Source organism: Pauljensenia sp. UMB3104 (assembly GCF_030217285.1).
Classification (GTDB): domain Bacteria; phylum Actinomycetota; class Actinomycetes; order Actinomycetales; family Actinomycetaceae; genus Pauljensenia.
Genome location: NZ_JASONN010000251.1, coordinates 1 through 285 on the forward strand (window position 1 = coordinate 1; position 285 = coordinate 285).

General features: G+C 57.9%; 1 protein-coding gene. It reads right to left on the bottom strand.

Annotation, left to right across the window (positions count from 1 at the left end; translation table 11 throughout):
* A partial coding sequence (locus QP415_RS11585; protein ID WP_285100180.1) for a UPF0182 family protein occupies positions 1-285 on the bottom strand: 285 nt, incomplete at both ends.

Sequence of the window (285 nt, forward strand, 5' to 3'; positions counted from 1 at the left end):
TACCCTCCGGAGCACCGACGATCGAGTAATAGGGGGCGTTCGGGGAGAAGTAAACGCGTTCTTCATACTCCCCCATTTCGCCGACTGAGGGCACCGACTGCTCCCAGTATGAGGGCAGGCCATCAGAGTTCAGCGAATTACCGTAGGCGGCGACAACACCGTAGCCGTGCGTATATACGGTGTGCGTATTCACCCAGGTCTGTTGTTCCGCAGACAAACCGGCGAGGTTCATTTCGCGCACTGCGATGACCGTGTCTCGACGCTCATCACCGACCGTGTAACGGT